Here is a 17,574-nt window from a genome sequence, read left to right as displayed (position 1 = left end):
CACCAAGGGCGACACGGTCGTCTGGCTCCCGGGCGAAGGGGCCTTGCTGTCGGGCGACCTGGTCGAGTTCGGCGCCACGCCCTATGCCGGCGATGCGTACTTCAAGGACTGGCCCAAGACACTCGAGAAGCTCGCTGCGCTCAAGCCCAAGGCGCTGGTGCCCGGTCGCGGCGCCGCGCTCACCACGCCCGACGAAGTGGCCAAGGGCCTCAGCGAGACGCGCGACTTCATCTCGGACGTGTACGCCAATGTTCGGAAGGGCGTCGATGCCGGCAAGGACCTGAACGCGGTCTACAAGGACACGTACGCGGCGCTGAAGCCCAAGTACGGCCACTGGGTGATCTTCGACCACTGCATGCCCTTCGACGTCACGCGGTGCTACGACGAGGTGACCAAGTACACCGACCCCCGCATCTGGACGGCAGAGCGTGATGTCGAGATGTGGAAGACGCTCGAGGGCTGATCGGTAGACCGCGCCAGGGCGGGCTGATCGGTCTATTTCGCCGGTCAGCCATCACGCGACAAGTTCATAGGACGAGGGAAGACGCGGAGCACGGCACCGCGGGGCCGCGCTCACCCCGAAAAGACAGCGCCCGCGAAACCTTAAGGAAACCACCATGCTGATCAAGAAGGTTCATCACGTCGCTTACCGCTGCCTCGATGCCAAGCAGACCGTCGAGTGGTACGGCAAGCACCTGGACATGAAGTTCGTGCTGGCCATCGCCGAGGACGAAGTGCCCTCGACGAAGCTCGACGAGGTGAAGTGGGAGAAGCTCGAAGAGTGGGCCAGGACCAAGCGTGCGCCGAAGCACGCGGCCTGGATGCACGACGGCAGCCTGGCCACGCCGGTCCCCTGATGCCGGCACGGAACGCGTGAATCTCATGATTGCATTGAACGAAACCCACGACCCGGCGCTTCAGAGCTGGGTGGCGTCGGCCCGGAACGCGGGGACCGACTTTCCTGTCCAGAACCTCCCTCTCGCGGTATTCCGGCGTCGTGGCACGCACGAGGTCTTTCGCGGGGGCGTGGCCATCGGCGACCAGATCGTCGACATCGCAGCGGCCGTCGAGCGCGGCCTGTTCTCGGGCGAAGCCGCCGCGGCCGCGACCGCCGCATCGGGTGATTCGCTCAACGTGCTGATGGCGCTCGGTCCGGCTGCGGGGGCGGCCCTGCGCCTGGCGCTGTCCCGCGCCTTGCGCGTGGGTTCGTCAGAGCGGCCGCTGCTCGAACCCTGCCTGGTGGCGCAGGCGGAGGCCGAATACGCTCTCCCGGCGCGCATCGGCGACTACACCGACTTCTACACCAGCATTCATCACGCGACGACCGTCGGCAAGCAGTTCCGTCCGGAGAATCCGCTGCTGCCGAACTACAAGTGGGTGCCGATCGGTTATCACGGACGTGCCTCTTCGATTGGTGTCAGCGGTCAGCGCATCAAACGCCCGCGCGGGCAAACGAAGGCGCCCGACGCTGCGACGCCGAGTGTCAGTCCCTCCAAGCGTCTCGACTACGAGCTCGAACTCGGCTGGTTCGTCGGTCAGGGAAACGAACAAGGGGAGCCGATCGACATTGGCGCGGCGGATGCTCACCTGTTCGGCGTGACCCTGTTCAACGACTGGTCGGCGCGCGACATCCAGGGCTGGGAATACCAGCCGCTCGGACCATTTCTCTCGAAGAATTTCGCCAGCACGGTGTCCCCCTGGTTGATCACGAAAGAAGCGTTGGCGCCGTTCCGCGTAGCGTTCGAACGCCCAGCCGGCGATCCGCAGCCTCTGCCTTACCTCGACTCGGAGATGAACCGTGCGCAGGGGGCGTTCTCCATCGAACTGAAAGTCCTGCTGCAGACTGCCAGGATGCGCGAAGCCGGTGAGCTCCCCGTGCGCCTGTCGCGGACCAACAGCCATCGTGCGGCCTACTGGACACCGGCCCAACTGATCGCCCACCACACGGTGAACGGCTGCAATCTGCAGCCCGGAGATCTTCTCGGCTCGGGCACATTGTCCGGCCCCGACGCCGACGAGGCCGGCTCGCTGATGGAGCTCACGAACGGCGGCAAGCAGCCGATCCAGCTTCCCAATGGGGAGAAGCGGACCTTTCTGGAGGACGGTGACGCGCTGATCATGCGTGGGTGGTGTGAGCGCGACGGCGCGGTTCGCATTGGGTTGGGCGAAGTGGTCGGCATCGTCGAAGAATGATGAAAAAGGCCGTCGGGTCCAAGGTCGTGCCGCGCTGCAGCCTTCCGATCACATCGGTGCGCCGCGTGGACTTGGTTGTCACGGAACTCGCAGTGATCGAGGCGACCGAAGCGAGTCTGATCCTCGCACCAGGTCTGACGGCGTGAGAGTGAGCCCCGTACCAGGCGATGCAACCATGAGCATCCGTCTCCTCGATACCCGAATGCTGTGGCTGCTCAGCGCATGCGCGTTCGCGAGCATGGCTTCGATGCGAATCTGTGACGCCATGCTTCCCTCGTTGGCGGCGGAGTTCTCGGCAACGACGGGCCAGGCTGCTCGGACCATTTCCGGCTTCGCGTTGGCCTACGGGGTTCTCCAGCTGTTCTATGGACCGCTGGGTGATCGCTACGGCAAAGTGCGCGTCATTGGCTTTGCGACGTTGGCGTGCACGATCGGAAGCACCGCGGCAGCGTTGTCACCCACGTTGGACTGGCTGGTTGTCGGCCGCATTTTGTCGGGAGTGGCGGCGGCTGGAATCATTCCATTGACGATGGCGTGGATCGGCGACAGCGTCGCCTACGAAGGTCGCCAGGAAGTGTTGGCCAAGCTGCTCGGCGCGACGGTGTTCGGAATGATCTGCGGCCAGTGGCTTGGCGGCCTCATCGCTGAGATGTTGAACTGGCGAGCGGCGTTCGTCATGCTCGCATCGATCTTCCTGATCAGCGGCTCGATGCTGGCCTGGCGTGCTGGAGACATTGCGTCTTTACCGGCGGGAGACACCGGGAGTGTGGGACGTCGAGCTTTGGACGTGCTCGCCCGGCCGTGGGCAAGGACGGTATTGCTGGTGACTTGCATCGAAGGGGCGCTGGCTTTCAGCGCACTCGCCTTCATTCCGTCGCACCTCCACGCCACGTTCAACCTGTCGATGCCAAAGGCAGGCGCCATCGTCGCGCTCTACGGGGTCGGCGGCCTTCTTTACAGCCGCTGCGCCCGCGTGCTGCTGCGGCGGTTCGGCGAAGCCGGACTGGCAACCACTGGAGGCGTTTGCCTGGGCGGCGCGTTCGCAACGATTGCTTTGGCACCATCCTGGCACTGGACGCTTGCGGCTTGCGTGCTTGCCGGCTTTGGTTTCTACGCCTTGCACAACACGCTGCAGACCCATGCGACTCAAATGGCTCCAACGATGCGCGGTACGGCGGTCTCGCTGTTTGCTTGCGTCCTGTTCTTCGGGCAGTCCCTTGGGATTCTGCTTGCCGCGTGGGTGGTCGACACCTTCTCGTCGACCATGGTCTTTGCGTCTTCAGCCATCGGCCTCTTCCTGCTAGGAAGTGCATTCGCGTCCTTGCTGCGGCAGCGCAATCGCCAACTGCAAGGGGCCTGACGCATGTCTGACCGCGAAGTGAATCCAGCCGCCGTCCAGGCTACGTTGATCGCGGCGATGGCCATCTGGGGGCTGAACCTGGCAGCGGTGAAGGTCCTGACAGGGGTCTTCGATCCGACAACACTGGCTGCGCTCCGAATGCTCGTGGCAGGCGCTGCGTTGAGCCTGATCGTTCTGTGGAAGCGCTGCGGACTTCCATCGTTGTCGTGGCCGCAGGGCGGGGCGATCGTGGTCTGTGCGGTCTTGATGGTGTACCTCAATCAGATACTGTTTGCGGAGGGCTTGCTGCGATCCACGGCCACCAATGGCGCGCTCATCATGGCCTTGAGCCCGCTGGTGTCCGCATTGCTCGCCGCGGTCGCTTTCCGGGAACGTCTGACGTTGACGCGCCTGGCGGGTGTTCTTCTCGGCTTCGCCGGCGTGGCGGCCGTGGTGTTGAGTCATCCAGGAGCCGGGCTTTCCAGCGCAGGCGCGGGCGACTTGATGCTGGTGGCCGCCGTGGTCAGCTTTGCTGCGGGTGGCGCAATCGTCCAGCGCCTCGCCCAGCAGCTCCACCCATTGATCATCAGTTGGGCGATCTATGTGGTCGGCGCGTTCTTCCTCGCGCTCCATGCCACCCTCGAGCCGTCCGCGATTGGATTCGATGGGCTGTTTCCCGGCTGGCGCCCTTGGGCGTTCATCTTGTTCTCGGGTGTCATGGCCACCGCGCTCTCCAATCTCGTCTGGAACCGGGCCATTGCACGCATCGGTGTCGCTCGCACCGCCGTCTTTCTGTACTGGGTGCCCGTCTTCGGCGTCGGATTCGCAGCCTTTCTGCTTGGGGAGCGACTGACGCCTTGGCATCTCTTTGGTTTTCTTGCCGTGATCGGTGGCACTTATCTGGGGACTCGGCAACCCGCGACCGTCCCGGTCGTCGCCCCGTAAATGACAGGCTTTTCGTATGACCGCCAGTGAACCACTTCTCTTCCAGTCAATTCATCTTCGCGAGTTGGTCCTGAGCAATCGGATCGTCATTTCGCCGATGTGCCAGCATGCCGCCGAGGCGGGTCACGCGACGCCGTGGCACCTGGTCCATCTCGGAAAATTCGCGTTGGGCGGCGCGGGGCTGATCCTGACCGAGAGTACGGCGGTCGACCCACGCGGGCGCATCGGGACTGCGGATCTGGGTCTCTGGAAGGACAGCCAGATCGAGCCGTTGAAGTCGGTTGTGGATTTCGTCCACGCCAACGGCAGCGCCATCGGCGTGCAACTCGCGCATGCGGGCCGCAAGGCCGGAAGTCAGCCCCTGTGGGAAGGCGGTGCGGCGCTCGCGGAGTCACGCCTTGCGGCCGATGCGGAGCCGTGGGAGCGGCTCGGTCCCAGTGCGCTGCCGGCGGGTCCCGGCTGGTCAGCGCCGCGCGCGCTGGACGCGGACGGTATCGCCGAAGTCGTGCAGAGCTTCGTCGATGCGACCGTGCGTGCCGACAAGGCTGGCTTCGATGTCGTGGAGCTGCATTTCGGCCACGGCTACCTGGTCGCGAGCTTCCTGTCCCCCAACTCGAATCATCGACAGGACGAATGGGGCGGTGACCTTCCCGGGCGCATGCACTTGGCGCTCGAGATCGCTCGCAAGGTACGTGCGGTCTGGCCTGCGGGCAAACCGCTGTTTTGTCGGCTATCAGCGGTCGATGGCAGCGTGGACGGCTGGAGCCTGGAGGACTCGATCGTGCTTTCGCGCGAGCTCGCAACATGCGGTGTCGACGTCATCGACTGCTCGTCCGGCGGGCTGACCGAGGAGACGCGTGCGTTGCCGGTACCGCGCGGTCTGGGCTTCCAGGTCCCATTTTCAGAGCGGATCCGCAACGAAGCAAAGATCAGAACACAAGCCGTCGGAATGATCGTTGACGCAAGGCAAGCGGAAGCTGTGCTTGCAGAAGGGAAGGCCGACCTGATTGCCCTAGGGCGTGAAGCCTTGTTCGACCCCTATTGGGCGCATCACGCTGCTTTGTCCCTCGGCGCGGATCCTGGCTATCAGCGCTGGCCCGTTCGGCATGGCGTCTGGCTTGCGAAGCGCGCGCCGGGACTGGCGCGTGCCCGTGCCCAGGCGGCGGACGCTCTCATCTCCACTCTCAAATAGACGAAGGAATCACGCCATGAATGTACGAATGGGATTGATCCGCAAGAAGGCGGACTGGACGTTCGAAGACTTCAATGCCTACTGGAGGGACAAGCACGGACCCCTGGCGGCGCGTGCGCCGAATCTGCGGGAGTACTGGCAAAACCCCGTGGTCGATCGAGTGCAACGAGGCATCGACTTTGTCCGGGGTCCATGGGACTTCGACGGATTCTCCCAACTCTGGTTCGACGACGCGCAGCAATCCGAGCGTGCGTTCAGTGATGGCGATCTGGCGGCGACGCTGATCAAGGATGAGAATCACTTTCTAGGGGGCCTGCATATCGTCACGGCAGAGCAATCTGTCGTGATTCCTCTGCCCGGCGAGGATGAACGCGCCAAGCTGCTGAAGCGCATTTCCGTCATCCGGCGACTGCCGACCCTGAGCGAGGAAGACTTCCGGCGCGAATGGCGGATCCACGGCGATCTGGTGCGACAGATGCCCGGCGTGAGCGCCTATCGACAGAATGTCGTGATTGTCCGAGAACGCGAGAAGGGCAAGCTTTGCGGCTATGACACGCTGCCTATCGATGGCATCGTCGAGCTGTGGTTCAAGGACGCGCAGACGCTGCAGGAGGCTTTTGCGTCGCCCACCGGCCAAACCACCATGGCGCACGCCAAGACCTTCCTGGGTGACATCACTGCCTTCCTGGTGGATGAGCGTCGCATCGTTTGAGGCATAGGGAGGCAAGAGTGAAGAAGCGCATGACGCTATTGGCGAAGAAGGAAGGTCTGTCCACCAGCGACTTCAGAAACTACTGGGCCGGTCCCCATGCTGCCTTGGCGCTTGGCATGGACGGCATCTCGAAGTACACGCACAACCGCGTGGACAAGGTTCTCTGGACCCTGGACGGTTCTTCGAGCTTCTGCATCGACGGGATCGTGGAACTCTACTTTCGCGATGAAGAGGCGATGCGCGACGCTCAGGCCTCGACCACCGGCCGGCGCCACATACCTGCGGACGAGCCCAACTTCCTGAAGGGGTGGACGCTTTGTATTGTCGACACCGAGGGCGACGAGGCCGGGTCGAGCGATCGCCGCGTCAAGGTGATCGTCCCGTTCTTGCTGGGGGCCTCTTCAAAGGAGACCTTCGCTCTGGCGATCACTCAATATGCCAGCGAGACCGGCCTGGGTCTTGCGCTGAACTGGACGGCGTCAACGGCGCGGCGAGAGCGGCTGTGGTCCGAGCCGTCGCCGCCGGATGGATTTGCCGTCCTTTGGTTCGAGAGTGTCGCGGCGGCGCACGACGCATTTGACGAGGGGGCGATTTGCGGCCTGCTCACGACACAGCTTGCAGCGGCCACTGCATATCTCGTCGACGAGCTGTCGCTTCGTTGAGCCTCGGCACTCAGGAGGGGCTCTGGCCCAGAGGCTGAGTGATGTGACGCCCGCTGGGCGTCCTTGACCCGGCCTTCCGCTTCAGACTGGCTGCTGCTGTTCGCCTTGGCCCTTTCGAATGTTGGCGGCTGATGAAAGCTGACTTTGGGACTTTTCTTTGCGGACGGCTGGTCTACCTCGGAACTTGACCTTTGGCGACATCGTCGAGGAAATGCGAGTTCGGCGACAGTGGTCGGATCGCGGGTGGCAGGGGACGAGCAGGACGAAGTCGCGTGTCTGAGGCCGTATCCGCATCTCGCGAAGTGGACGGTCAACGCCAGTCAAGAAGCCTGTCAAAGCCCGCGAATCGACCAGCCAATCATCAAGACGCCACTCGCGGCGATCCAGCTGCCGCCCACACGCACGGCAATCCGCGCCCATGGCGCCCGCAACGCAACGACAAGCGCGGCGAACAGGACGATCACTACGAACACTGCAGCGGCCAATCCGAGGGCGGCCAGGGTCGCCGATGCAGTCAGGCCCATGCCGGTGCCGTTGAGGTACCCGTGGACCAGCCCGAGCAGTGCACCGAGCACCGTCATCGAGCGCAAGGTGAGCCTGACATCGGCCGCAACCAAGCCACCCAGCAGCAGGAACCACAAGGCTGCCACCAGCGTGCCGGCATGGGCGGTGGCCGCGGTCGATCCGACCAGGCTGCCGAGCAGCCACGCCGCCGGCAGCGTGAACATCGCCCGTCTTCCGTAAGGCGCGCCACGCAACCCGGCCAGCAGCGCCAACGCCAGCGCAGGCACAAGATCCTCGGGGCTGGCCAAGAAGTGCATCAGGCCGTCGTAGACCGGGCCCATCCCGGTCGAATTGAGGTGCGCTTCGGCGGGCCCGCACGCAAGCGCAAGGGCGAACAGGGCGAGCGCGCGCGCACGAATCCACGACGCGCTCGCGTGCATCACGCGAGCGCCCTCCACATGAAGACTCCCCCTCCCGTTGCGACCGCCGTGCCGGCTGCCCGCAGCAGTTGCCGCCCCCAGGGCCGGCCGTGGACGGCTCCGATGCCGATGCCCAACGCGTGCAGGCCACCCGTGGCGATCACGAAACCCATGCTGTAGAGCAGCGCGTTGTGACCTGGCGGCAGTTCGACACCATGCGCATGCCCGTGGAAGATCGCAAAGCCCCCGACCACGAGCGCCGCAATGACCAGAGGCGGGCGGAGTTCGAAGGCGACTGCGGTTCCGAGCACGATCGCCGACGCGGCGATACCGGCCTCCACGCCCGGGATCGGCACGCCGAGAAATCCGAGCATGCCGCCCAGCGCCATGACCAGAGGGAAAGCGATCGGCAGCACCCAGATCGCCGGCATCCCGAGTTGCGCACCCCACAGACCCACGGCGACCATCGCGAGCACATGGTCCAGGCCCGAGAGCGGATGGAGCAAGCCGGTCAGCAGTCCGGCCGCCTCGCTCTGCTGGAGGTGTGCGCAGGCGGCTTGAGCCCAGAAGGCCGCCAACAGGGCCAGCGCCTGCGCCGATCGAGGTCGAAATTGCCGCATCATCGTGCCGCTGCGATCAAGAGCGCGACGCGCTGGAGCGTCCAGAACGCACCGAGCGCTCCGACGACATAGCCGGGAAGTGCCTGCACCCAGCGCGGCCAGCGCACCTGGAGCACGCTGAAGGACCGCTCCATCGCCAGCACAAGCGCGACGAATGCGAGCTGCCCGAGCTCGACGCCGACGTTGAAGGACAGCAGCGCCAGCGGCAGATCCTGCCGCGGCAGGCCGGCGCTGGTCATTACGGTGGCGAAGCCGAACCCGTGCAACAGTCCGAACGCGAACGCCACCACCCAGGGGTGGCGGATCGTGAAGCTCGTCTCGCCGCGCCACACGCGCACGATCTCCGGGCCGAGAAACAGGATGCTCAAGGCGATCGCCGCATTCATCGGCAGTGCCGGGACATTCGCGACGCCGAGCGAGGCGATGGCCAGCGTGATGCTGTGGGCGACGGTGAAGGCGGTGACCGTCTTTATCAGCATCCACCGATTGCCCACGATCAACAGCAGGCCGAGCACGAACAGCAGATGATCGGCACCAAACAGGATGTGCTGGAAGCCCTCGACGACATAGGTGCCCAGCACGTCCCACCACGCTTGCGAGGCCGCGATCTCGAACCATGGCTGCGAAGGGCGTGCGATGGTCTGCACCGTCTGGCCGTCGAGCAGCTCGACCCGGACCATTGCATCGGTGATCGTGAATTGCAGGCCCTTGATCTTGATTCGCTTGCCGGCCAGCCCGTTCGGCCCGGCGTCGATCCAACGCCGCTCGACGAGGGAGTCGCTGAGTTCCTGGACCACGGGCGTCTTCAGGTCGTTCACCCCATCGGGCATGGTCAGCACCAGCGGCAATCGCCTGCCCGCGAGCATCGGCGTGCGCCAGAGCACCGCATACTGGGCTGGCGCCGTTTCCTTGATCTCCAGATACGCCGGCCGGGACTCGTCGGCGCGTGAAACCGGCATTCCGGCAAGCAGGACGAGCAGCGCCACCATGACGTATCCGGCGATGCGGCGCAGGCCGTTCACTTCGACACCCTGTCCGATGGCGTGGGCGCTTGCGCTGTCTGTGAAGACGGCGAGGCCAACGAGGCCGCGGGGCTCTCGGGCGGCGCGGGCAGCAGCACCGTGTAATTGGCACGCATCGTCTTGTACGACTTCTCCCAGGCAAGCGCTTTCTGCTCGTCGAGCCACGCGGTCTTGACGTTGGCCTCGACCTCCTCGAAGGCCGGTACGCGGCCGGGAATCAGGGTGTCAACGAACACGAGGTGCCAGCCGAAACCGGACTCAATGGGCCCCTGCCACGCGCCGTGCGAAAGCTTGGCTGTTGCCAGAGCGAATTGCGGTCCGAACTCCTTGCCGAGAAATTCGGGCGCGCGATCGCGATAGTAGTCCTGGAACATGAACGCGTCGGCGAGCGAGTTCGCGATCTTCGCGTCGACCGGCTGGCCAGCGAGCTTCGCCAGCGCTTGCTCCGCATCGGCTCTCGCACGGGTGCCGCGCCTGTCGGGCGAGAAGTACAAATGTCGAAAGCTCAGCCGGGGCGGCTGCGCGAACCTGGCGTCGTTCTTCGCGAACCAGTTCCTGAGTTCGACCGGCGTTGGCTCGCGCGCAGCGGCCACATCCTCGGCCAGGAATTGCATCTTCTGCGCCATGCGGCGCTTGACGATCTCGTCGCCCTTGTCGAGCCCCATCGCGAGCGCCTCGCGGTAGAGGACTTCCTGCTGGACTTTCATCTCGACCATGCGCTCGAGCTCCTGCGGCGTCGGCAGTCGGTGCCACTGCGCCTGGTACAACTCGGTGAGTTGGCCAATCTCATCGAGCGACAGCTGGATCTCCTTCGAAGATGCGGTCGCCGGGCTTCCGGACTGCGTGAGGCCGTAGAGGCCGAACATGATCGCGCCGATCAATAGAAAGTGAACCAAGGGCTCGCGCAGGAGGCGTCTCATGGCGTTTCCAGACTCTCGGCGCTACTTGTGCACATCGGGGAAGAAAGTTGCCGCTTCCTGCAGCACCTTGCCGGCCATCTCCTCGATGATCCGCCGCCGCATCTGCTCGCGCATGGTCTGGAACTTCTGCTGCTGCTGCGGATTGAGCAGCGGCGAGATCTTCTCGTCGAAGGAGAGACCGAGCTTGCGCAACTCCTTGGCCTTCTGCAAGCCGCTGAGGGAGGCGTTCTTCTTCAGCGCGCCCAACTGCTGGACCTCCTGCTTGAGAATCGGGACGATCTGCTGCTTCTGCTCTTCCGTCAGCCCCAGCTCGATCGAGAACTGGTTCGACAGCGCAGTCAGCGGATTCGACGCAATTTGCGGAGCCGGAACGATCTCGTAGTTGGCAAAGCCGAACTCGTTGCTGCGTGCGGCGTAGTACGTGTCGCCGAGCTTGTAGAACGTGAAAGCGTACGGATCCTGCGAGACGAAGGCAATCAGTTTGCCGGCCTCGATCTTGTAGGGGCTGGTGGTGCCCTGATAGCCGTCGCGCTCGACGCTGCCGAAACCGCTCGGCACGGCGGAGTCGCCTCCGATGCGGAACACAGTCGTATGACCCTCGGCCGTGAAGTTCTGGCTGAACTGTTCTCCGGTGACGTTGTTGYGCAGCCAGAATGCCTTGCCGACGATGAGCGCCTTCAACTGCGCGTCGTTCAGGGCGGCGGCACCCTTCTTCTTCAGGTCGGCGGCGGTCATCCCGGCCGGGTTGCCCTTGCGCGCCTGCGCCGATGGCGCATRCCAGATCGGCGAACTCCAGGCGCGCTCCTGCCCGGTGAGCGGCACGATGTTGGGCGGGGGCAGCCCCTCCTTCACCGCCTGGATCAGCGTCCAGCGCGGCGTCGGGATCTCGAGCACGCGGACGTAGTAGAACGCGTGCAGGCTCGCATCGAATTCCGGATCGGTCCACACCGTCTTCAGTTCCGCCGAGCCGACATCGTTCGTGTAGGTGGCCTTGTCGAGATCCACCGTGCTGCGGATGGCGGGCACCCGGCCCGACCACTTGTCAGGCTTGCGGTCGCCAGCCCACACCACGTCGAAGACCTTCTCGAGGCTCTGACCGTTCTGCGTCCAGCCCTTGATGACCTGGATGCGGTCGAGGTTGGCCGAGCTCGGGTCTTTCACTGCCCAGATGACGAAGCGCGGCGCGGTGCCTTTGCCCCCGGAGGGCATGGGCGGCAGGTCGGCGCCCATCGGCACGCCGCCCGCATAGGACTGCTTGACCCAGTCGTTGGCCTTCGCGATGTCCTGGTTGTAGCCCCAGCCGCCGAACAAGCGCACCTTGATGCGCGGGCCGGTCACGCCGAAGGTTTCCTTGCGGTACATCGCGTCCCACAGCGAGGCCCGGGTGTTCTCCTCGGCCCATACGCCGGTCAGCCCGCCAGGATTTTCCAGGCGCACGTCCATGGTGCCGCCGATCAGCACGCCGGCAAAGCGCCGCTCGACTGACGCATCCGCCTGGGCGTGCAGTCCGTAGAAGTTGTCCTGCCGGTACGGGCTGCCGGTGTTGTGCGAGTCGGAGCCGCCGGCCATCCCGAACTTGTACGGGTTGTAGCCGCGCTGGTCCTGCATCGTGATGCCGTCCTTGTAAGCCTGGCGCGCGAAGCTGCCCGTGATGTGGTCGATGCGCCCGACATTGGCCGGAAGGCCCAGGATGGCCTGATACAGCTCGTAGCTGGCGAACTCGTCGTTGGGCGACAGCAGGGGATGGGTCTCCGACTGTCCCTTGCCCTGCTTGATCTCGACCAGGCGCTCGTTGCGGTCGCGCGAGGCCGCCCAGGCGGCGTCGATGGGCCGGCCGGTGGTGTTGTCGACGTCGACCGGGTACATCCAGCCATCGCTGACGTTGGCGTTGTGCGAGATCGCGAGCAGTTCGTTGCCGCTCTTGCGCTGCACGTCCATCCAGTTCCACAGGTCCGTGGGTCGCGTGGAGTCGAGCGCGCTGAATGGATAGTCCGGTACCTTGTCGCAGGCCCGGAAGAACACGTTGCGGTGCAGGTTGCGGTTGCCCGGCATCGCTGTCCACTCGTACGAGCAGAACGCGGTGAACTTGCCCGGCTTGTTGTTCTCGTCGGCGATCTTGACGTTTTCCTTCCACACGGTGCCAGTGATCTTCGGGTCCATCAAGGCCTTCACCGGCGCGCTTGAGGCCAGCTTGAGCAGGTACGAGAAGACCTGCTGTTGCTCGGCGGAGCTGTTGGGATCCTTCATGATCATCGGCTTCGCCGCGGGCAGCTTGCTCACGAAGCTCCCCGGGGTGTTGGCCTGCTTGGTGACGCCGACATATTCGGAGTGATCGGTCACGCCCATGAAGTCGAGCGGCGTGTCGATCTTGATGTCGAAGCCCACCGGGTGCTTGATCGTCTGCCCCTGGGCATACTTGTAGGCTTCGTCGGGGCCGGTGATGCGGTTGCCCATGACCCAGGCATCGACCGACCAGCTGGTGTGAATGTGGGTCTCGCCGAAGTACGCGTTCTTCTCCGGGTTCTTCTCCTGGGCGATCGTCGGCACGCAGGCCAGCGCGGCCGCGAGCGCGAGGGTGGCTCGGGCCGTTTGGGATTTTTTCGGTTTCATCGCTGCTTCCTCCGTGCAGTCAAGAAAACTGCAGCCTGCACGCTATCAGGCGCAGCCAGTGGAACCAACTGGACCTTGGTCCAGGTTTTTGAGGGGGCAGCGGCAGCGCGAAATCAGGCGTCGGGCCGCGGCGAGCGGTCGGCCCCGAGTTGATCCTGATCAATCGCAGCCCCAGATAGCCAAGTATTCTCTCCGTCGCGCGGGCGCGACGCGCGTCCTTGGTCCTTGTCTTGCGCGATTCGACAAGACCGCTAGCGGCGGACTGCTCGCACAACGTTCGGCCAGCTCCCAACACTGGATTGACCCAAGATGCCCGAGGTGTGGATGAACGCAGGCAACCGGCGCGGCCCAGGCACCGAGGCGGCTGGCACCCGTCGCGAAGCGAAGTCGATCGCGGCGACCACCGCCGGCCGGATTGCGCATCAATGGGATGCGGCGGCAACTTTCCCGGCAATGAGATGAACTGGGTCGAAATCGCCTGGATCGCCATGTCCGCTGCGACCCTGACGCTCGGCGTGATTCACCTTTTCGTCTGGCTCAGGCAGAAATCGCAGTACGCCCATCTTCTGTTCTTCGCGCTCGCGGCGTCTGCGACGGTCTTCGGCGCCTTCGAGTTGGCCATGATGCGCTCGACATCTGCTGCCGGCTACGCCACGACATTGCGTTGGGCGCATGTGCCGCTGGCAATGGCCGTGCTGTCGATCGTCTGGTTCGTCCGGTTCTATTTCGACGCCGGAAGCCTCTGGCTTGCCTGGGCGGCCACCCAGCTCCGGCTGTTGGCGCTCGCGCTGAACTTCATCACCGGCGCAAACATCAACTTCAGCGAGGTTTCATCGCTGGATCTGACCACGTTCTGGGGCGGCCCGATCGTCGCGGGGCCGGTCGGTGTTGTCAATCCATGGGGGATCATTCCGCAGATCGGGAATGTGATCCTGCTCGTCTTCGTCGTGGATGCCTCCCTCACGCTATGGCGCCGGGGCGGATCCGATGGACGCCGCCGCGCAACGATCGTCGGCGGAAGTCTCGCGATCTTCATCATCACTGTCGCGGGCTTGGCCGCCTTGATCACGCTGGGCCTGGTTCACGCCCCGACGATCGTCATGCCGGGCGTTTTCGTTGTCGTGATCGCCATGGGCTACGAACTTGGCTGGGACGTGATCGCAGCCGGGCAACTGGCGGCGCGGCTGCGCGCAAGCGAGCTGCGTTTCCGCGCGGTCGTCGAAGCCGTTCCCAGCGCCATTCTTCTGGTTGACCACAGGGGCATGATCACGCTGGCCAACGCGCAGGCAGAAGCCATGTTCGGCTACTCGCGTGCAACTCTCGTCGCGAAGCCTGTCGAGATGCTGATCCCTGAACGCTTTCGCGGTCCCCATGTCGGCTTGCGAGGGTCATACGGCAAGGACCCGCGGACGCGGGCGATGGGGGCCGGACGCGAGCTCTTCGCACGCCGCAACGATGGAGGCGAATTTCCGGTGGAGGTCGCACTCAGTCCGATGTCGACCGGAAAGGGGCTGTTCATCCTGGCCTCGGTCGTCGACGTCACTGAACGCAGACGCGTCGAGCGGACGACGGCCCGCCAGCGCGACGAGCTCGCGCACCTGTCGCGGGTCGCGATGCTGGGCGAGCTGTCCGGATCGCTCGCGCACGAACTCAACCAGCCGCTGGCGGCCATTCTGAGCAATGCGCAGGCGGCGCAGCGCTTTCTCGCGCAAAGCCCGCCGCGGGTCGACAAGCTCGCCGAGATCCTGACCGACATCGTCAGGTGCGATCACCGTGCCGGCGCGGTGATCCAGCGGCTGCGATCCATGCTCAGGAAGGAAGACGCGCAGCATGATCTTCTGGACATCAACGACGTGGTCCAGGAATCGCTGCGTCTGATTCGCAGTGACCTGTTGAACCGCCATGTGGTGGCCAGCGCGGACTTGGGCGATTCGCTGCCGCCCGTGAGCGGCGACCGGAACCAGTTGCAACAGGTGCTGTTGAACTTCATGATGAACGGATGCGACGCCATGGACGGCGGCGAAAACTCGCGCCGGCTGCTGGTGCGAACGGGCAGAACCGCAGAGGGCAACGTCGAGTTCTCCGTTGCTGACCACGGCTCGGGAATACCCCCGGCGGATCTCGAGCGGATATTCGATCCTTTTGTCACCAGCAAGCCGCACGGCCTGGGCCTGGGTCTGGCCATCTGCCGATCGATTGCCGAGGCCCATGGTGGCCGGCTGTGGGCGACCAACAACGCGGATGCGGGTGCCACGCTGCATTGCGAACTGCCGGCGACGCGAGACTGAAAGCCATGGAAGAACTGACGCCCACGGTCTACCTGGTCGACGACGATCCCGACCTGTTGAGGGCGATCGAGCGGCTGCTCGAATCCGTTGGACTGAAGGCCGTCGCGTTCTCGTCGCCTCGTCAGTTCCTCGACAGCTACGACCCGAAGGCGCCGGGTTGCCTGGTGCTCGACCTCGCGCTGCCGGGGTTGAGCGGCCTGGAGCTGCAACACGCCCTCGAACAACAGGCCAGCCCGCTGCCGATCGTCTTTCTCACCGGTCGGGGCGACATCGCTGCGAGCGTCCAGGCGATGAAGCATGGCGCGAAGGATTTCTTGACCAAGCCGGTCAACGACACCGAGTTGATCGCCGCGATCCAGCAAGCCTTGGCCGGCAACCTGGCCCAGCGTCACGTGAATGCGCAGCGCGAGCGCGTCTCGCAGTGCCTCGCATCGCTGACGGACCGCGAACGGCAGGTTCTCGAGCAGATCGTGGCCGGGAAGCTGAACAAGCAAATCGCCGCCGAGCTCGGCACCGTCGAGAAGACGATCAAGTTCCATCGTGGCAACCTGATGCGCAAGATGGGTGTGCGCGTCGTCGCCGATCTGGTCAAGCTGGCCGAGCGCGCCGGCGTCGGCTCATCGCCCAACACCTGAAGTCTCGCCTTTCGCGCCTGCAGCGCGCCAGAAACCTGGACCAAGGTCCAGTTGGAGCGACCGCCTTCGGCTGTTAGCGTGAGGGCACGATGGAAAGCAAGACCTCCCTGCTGGCCGTGGTGGACGACGATGCCGATGTGCGCGTGGCCTTGACCCGGCTCGTTTCCTCCGCTGGCTTCGCTGTCGAGACCTTCGCGTCCGGCGCGGATTTCTTGCGCTCCATCGCGGACCATCAACCGGACTGCCTGGTGCTCGACTTGCATATGCCCGAAATGAGCGGCTTCGACGTCCAGAGCGCGCTTGCCCTCGCGCATGCTGCCGTGCCTGTCGTGGTCATCACGGGGCACGACACGCCCGAGTCGCGCGCGCGGGCCCTGCACCTGGGCGCGACGGCCTATCTGTGCAAGCCTGTGAACGACGCCGCGTTGTTGGCGGCCATCGACAGCGCCATCGGCTCTGTACGGGGATCTTCGCCATGATCGAATCGGACTTCAGCAGGTTGCGGAAGATCCTTATCTTCGCCTCGGCCGCGGAGGCTGGCACGGGCATTGCTCTCATGGCCCTCCCTTCGGTTGTCATCGCATTGCTGGTGCGGGCGGAGATCACCGAACTGGCGATGTTGCTCGGCCGAATCCTGGGTGTTGCGCTTCTCGCGCTGGGATTGGCGTGCTGGCCGCAACGCCAGCGTCCAAGCTCGGCCGCGTTCTGGGCGATGTGGACATACAGCGCCTTTGTCGCCGGGTATTTCGGTTATGTGGGCGCAGTCCTGCACCTTGCGGGCCCGCTGTTGTGGCCCGCTGCTGCGGTCCACGCCATCGTCACGCTGCTGCTGTCCTGGACGCGGCAGGACACGCGACGCGTCGCGTTGGACTGAGCTCACCCGATCCCATTTGTTCAACGTCGAAGGAGTAGATCATGAAGTCCATCACCAAGTTCGGTCTGATTCTGTGCGCCGCCCTGCTGGCCGCGGGATGCGTGACCAAGCAGACCTACAACAAGGAAGTGAGCACCGCCGACACCTACCAGGCGCTCAACACCAAGCTCTCGGGCGAGCTGACCAGCGACCAGGCGCAGATCACCCAGTTGCAGAACCAGCTCAAGGTGACACTGGTCAACGAGGTGCTGTTCCCCGAAGGCGGCTGGACGCTCAACGCGAAGGGTGAGGAGACCCTGGCCAAGATCGCGCCGACCCTGTCGAACCTGCCGGGCCAACAGATCATTGTCCAGGGGTTCACCGACAACCTGCCGATCGGCGGCACGCTGAAGTCGCGGTTTCCCTCCAATCTCGAGCTCTCGTCGGCGCGAGCGGACGACGTGGTGCGCTACCTCAGCTCGAAGGGCGTGCCGTCGGCGACGATCTCGGCCCAGGGCTTTGGAGAAGCGCGGCCAGTGGCGAGCAACGACACGCCGCAGGGCAGGGCGAAGAACCGCCGCGTCGAGATCGTGATCTCGGCGGCCAGCCGGCCGTAGCAGATTGACCGCGTTGCGGTCGGGACGAAGCCCATCAACCGCA

Annotated in this window: 18 protein-coding genes and 1 pseudogene; 14 read left to right on the top strand and 5 right to left on the bottom strand. The window is 64.6% G+C overall.

Annotated elements, in window-relative coordinates:
• The 9 genes and pseudogenes from AC1DYD_RS22000 to AC1DYD_RS21960 form a co-directional block, all read left to right on the top strand.
• Positions 1–463 (top strand): annotated as a pseudogene (locus AC1DYD_RS22000) (MBL fold metallo-hydrolase); the annotation flags it as partial.
• 154 nt (positions 464–617) lie between these two features.
• The gene (locus AC1DYD_RS21995; RefSeq protein WP_478174870.1) at positions 618–857 is read left to right on the top strand and encodes a VOC family protein; all 240 of its coding nucleotides are present in this window, start codon (positions 618–620) and stop codon (positions 855–857) included.
• Positions 858–882: 25 nt separating this feature from the next.
• Entirely contained in the window at positions 883–2,193 is a 1,311-nt protein-coding gene (gene fahA / locus AC1DYD_RS21990) for a fumarylacetoacetase (RefSeq protein WP_478174869.1), read from the top strand.
• Positions 2,193–2,339, top strand: coding sequence for a hypothetical protein (locus AC1DYD_RS21985; RefSeq protein ID WP_478174868.1), 147 nt, complete (start codon positions 2,193–2,195; stop codon positions 2,337–2,339). Before fahA ends, AC1DYD_RS21985 begins: the two co-directional genes overlap by 1 nt.
• A 29-nt stretch (positions 2,340–2,368) precedes the next feature.
• On the top strand, positions 2,369–3,553 hold the full coding sequence (locus AC1DYD_RS21980; RefSeq protein ID WP_478174867.1) for an MFS transporter: 1,185 nt from the start codon (positions 2,369–2,371) through the stop codon (positions 3,551–3,553).
• A 3-nt stretch (positions 3,554–3,556) separates the two neighbouring features.
• Positions 3,557–4,477 carry a DMT family transporter gene (locus AC1DYD_RS21975; RefSeq protein ID WP_478174866.1) on the top strand — a complete coding sequence of 307 codons (921 nt, stop codon included), beginning with the start codon at positions 3,557–3,559 and terminating at the stop codon, positions 4,475–4,477.
• 16 nt (positions 4,478–4,493) lie between these two features.
• Positions 4,494–5,669: an NADH:flavin oxidoreductase/NADH oxidase gene (locus tag AC1DYD_RS21970; RefSeq protein WP_478174865.1), complete on the top strand. Its 1,176-nt coding sequence runs from the start codon at positions 4,494–4,496 to the stop codon at positions 5,667–5,669.
• Positions 5,670–5,685: 16 nt separating this feature from the next.
• Positions 5,686–6,381: an EthD domain-containing protein gene (locus tag AC1DYD_RS21965; RefSeq protein WP_478174864.1), complete on the top strand. Its 696-nt coding sequence runs from the start codon at positions 5,686–5,688 to the stop codon at positions 6,379–6,381.
• 17 nt (positions 6,382–6,398) lie between these two features.
• Positions 6,399–7,043 carry an EthD domain-containing protein gene (locus tag AC1DYD_RS21960; RefSeq protein WP_478174863.1) on the top strand — a complete coding sequence of 215 codons (645 nt, stop codon included), beginning with the start codon at positions 6,399–6,401 and terminating at the stop codon, positions 7,041–7,043.
• A 332-nt stretch (positions 7,044–7,375) separates the two neighbouring features.
• On the opposite strand, the gene AC1DYD_RS21955 is transcribed toward AC1DYD_RS21960, so the two are convergent.
• Genes AC1DYD_RS21955 through AC1DYD_RS21935 form a run of 5 tightly spaced genes read right to left on the bottom strand, consistent with a single transcriptional unit; the run spans position 7,376 to position 13,138 of the window.
• Positions 7,376–7,987, bottom strand: coding sequence for a HupE/UreJ family protein (locus AC1DYD_RS21955; protein WP_478174877.1), 612 nt, complete (start codon positions 7,985–7,987; stop codon positions 7,376–7,378).
• Positions 7,987–8,589 carry a HupE/UreJ family protein gene (locus AC1DYD_RS21950; RefSeq protein WP_478174862.1) on the bottom strand — a complete coding sequence of 201 codons (603 nt, stop codon included), beginning with the start codon at positions 8,587–8,589 and terminating at the stop codon, positions 7,987–7,989. Before AC1DYD_RS21950 ends, AC1DYD_RS21955 begins: the two co-directional genes overlap by 1 nt.
• Complete coding sequence (locus tag AC1DYD_RS21945; protein ID WP_478174861.1) at positions 8,586–9,608, bottom strand: HupE/UreJ family protein; 1,023 nt, start codon at positions 9,606–9,608, stop codon at positions 8,586–8,588. Before AC1DYD_RS21945 ends, AC1DYD_RS21950 begins: the two co-directional genes overlap by 4 nt.
• Complete coding sequence (locus AC1DYD_RS21940) at positions 9,605–10,528, bottom strand: peptidyl-prolyl cis-trans isomerase (RefSeq protein ID WP_478174860.1); 924 nt, start codon at positions 10,526–10,528, stop codon at positions 9,605–9,607. The genes AC1DYD_RS21945 and AC1DYD_RS21940 overlap by 4 nt, the downstream gene beginning before the upstream one ends.
• A gap of 21 nt (positions 10,529–10,549) precedes the next feature.
• On the bottom strand, positions 10,550–13,138 hold the full coding sequence (locus tag AC1DYD_RS21935) for a DUF3604 domain-containing protein (RefSeq protein ID WP_478174859.1): 2,589 nt from the start codon (positions 13,136–13,138) through the stop codon (positions 10,550–10,552).
• A gap of 458 nt (positions 13,139–13,596) precedes the next feature.
• Here AC1DYD_RS21935 and AC1DYD_RS21930 point away from each other — a divergent pair, with 458 nt between their 5' ends.
• The 5 genes from AC1DYD_RS21930 to AC1DYD_RS21910 all read left to right on the top strand — a co-directional run bounded on the left by AC1DYD_RS21930 (position 13,597) and on the right by AC1DYD_RS21910 (position 17,531).
• Complete coding sequence (locus tag AC1DYD_RS21930) at positions 13,597–15,426, top strand: two-component system sensor histidine kinase NtrB (RefSeq protein ID WP_478174858.1); 1,830 nt, start codon at positions 13,597–13,599, stop codon at positions 15,424–15,426.
• Between the two features lie 5 nt (positions 15,427–15,431).
• Positions 15,432–16,061, top strand: coding sequence for a response regulator transcription factor (locus tag AC1DYD_RS21925; RefSeq protein ID WP_478174857.1), 630 nt, complete (start codon positions 15,432–15,434; stop codon positions 16,059–16,061).
• Between the two features lie 89 nt (positions 16,062–16,150).
• Entirely contained in the window at positions 16,151–16,540 is a 390-nt protein-coding gene (locus AC1DYD_RS21920; protein WP_478174856.1) for a response regulator transcription factor, read from the top strand.
• Positions 16,537–16,935 (top strand): hypothetical protein, encoded by a 399-nt coding sequence (locus tag AC1DYD_RS21915; RefSeq protein WP_478174855.1) that lies wholly within the window; start codon positions 16,537–16,539, stop codon positions 16,933–16,935. Before AC1DYD_RS21920 ends, AC1DYD_RS21915 begins: the two co-directional genes overlap by 4 nt.
• A gap of 41 nt (positions 16,936–16,976) precedes the next feature.
• The gene (locus tag AC1DYD_RS21910) at positions 16,977–17,531 is read left to right on the top strand and encodes an OmpA/MotB family protein (protein WP_478174854.1); all 555 of its coding nucleotides are present in this window, start codon (positions 16,977–16,979) and stop codon (positions 17,529–17,531) included.
• Positions 17,532–17,574 lie beyond the last annotated feature (43 nt).

It is taken from the genome of Variovorax sp. P4_B11 (genome assembly GCF_056402355.1).
The sequence above is the reverse complement of the archived record's forward strand: the minus strand, read 5'-3'. Positions and strand labels throughout refer to the sequence as shown.